Raw genomic sequence first — 1,441 nt, 5'->3', positions numbered from 1 at the left:
GCTGAAAGCTACGCTCTGATGGATGGCGCGCTTCACGTATATCGGCGTGAGAATAGTCGCTTCTGGCAATGCTCAACCTATCTGGGCAGCCGGAACCATCGGCAGACAACCAAAGAGATGAACCTTGCTGCCGCCAAGGATTTCGCGCGCGACTGGTATATGGAAAAATGCGTCGAGGATCGTCAGCGTAGACGCGGCGTGCTTGCCTTGTTGCCAAATCCTCTCCAGCCGCAAATCATCGAACCTGCACCCGGACTTGGCCAAGCGACCGATGGCCGCCTGCGCCGAACGCCAACTGGTCCCAGTTTCGAGGACGCCGCCAAAGCATTTCTCGATGAGTTTGAGGTTATCACGCAGGGCGAGCGCAATGAGGGATATGTAGAATCGAAGTCGATTCACGTCCGCGTCCACCTCTTGCCATTCTTTGGGGATACCGCGCTTAAAGACATTAATGCGGGCAAGGTGCAAGATTATCGTGTCCATCGCCAGACTTCCCGCCTTGATGCGAAAACCGGTAAGCCAAAGAAACCGGCTCGCGCGACTTTGCATGGCGAGATCGTCACGCTTCGTCAGGTATTAAAGACCGCCAACCGCAAGGGTTGGATTTCCGCAATCCCGGATATGTCAGCGCCATATAGGACATCAGGTAAGCTGGAGCATCGCGCCTGGTTTTCGCCCGAGGAATATAAACTGCTCTACGAGGCCACGCGAGAGCGGGCCAAAAATCCGCCCAAGCCGCGCTGGCGTGAAGTCTGCGAGACTTTTCACGATTACGTGCTTTTCATGGGCAACACCGGACTTCGTCCCGATGAGTCTGCACGGATTCAGCTGCGGGACGTCAAGATCGTCGATGATGAATCGACCGGCGAACGCATATTGGAGATAGAGGTGCGCGGGAAGCGTGGAGTCGGTTTCTGCAAATCGATGCCCGGTGCGATCTTGCCCTTCGAGCGTGTCCGTGATCGCAAAGAGCTGAAGCCGACCGATCCGATATTTGGGAAGACGCCACGCGAATTGATGAACACCGTCCTTGACGAGCTCAATCTGAAATTCGATCGCGATGGGCACGTCCGCACCTGTTACAGTTTGCGGCACACCTATATCTGCCTTCGATTGCTGGAAGGCGCGGATATTTATCAAGTCGCTAAGAACTGCCGTACCAGTGTCGAGATGATCGAGAAGTATTATGGGCGGCATTTGAAGAACAACATCGACGCTTCGGCAGTCAATGTCCGCAGAGCGCGGCCTAAGCCAGTCGCTTCCTCAAAGAAGTCTATGAAGCTAAAGCCATAATTTGCATTCTTGATGTTTTCCGTTGCGTCTTGCGGCGGTGACGTTATATGCCTGTCCCAACGCGGGCGTGGTGGAATTGGTAGACGCGCGGGATTCAAAATCCCGTTCCGCAAGGAGTGTGGGTTCGATTCCCACCGCCCGCACCATC

1 protein-coding gene and 1 tRNA gene are annotated in these 1,441 nt (G+C 55.0%); both read left to right on the top strand.

Going from position 1 to position 1,441, the window contains the following annotated elements:
* On the top strand, positions 1 to 1,293 hold a 1,293-nt coding region (locus V7680_RS15630; RefSeq protein WP_335654174.1), incomplete at its 5' end, for a hypothetical protein.
* A gap of 61 nt (positions 1,294 to 1,354) precedes the next feature.
* Positions 1,355 to 1,439: transfer RNA gene (locus V7680_RS15625), tRNA-Leu, on the top strand.
* The last annotated feature ends 2 nt before the right edge of the window (positions 1,440 to 1,441 follow it).

Origin of the sequence: Parasphingorhabdus sp., from assembly GCF_036963705.1 — a bacterium.
Taxonomy (GTDB): domain Bacteria; phylum Pseudomonadota; class Alphaproteobacteria; order Sphingomonadales; family Sphingomonadaceae; genus Parasphingorhabdus.
This window is presented reverse-complemented; position numbering and strand designations above follow the sequence as displayed.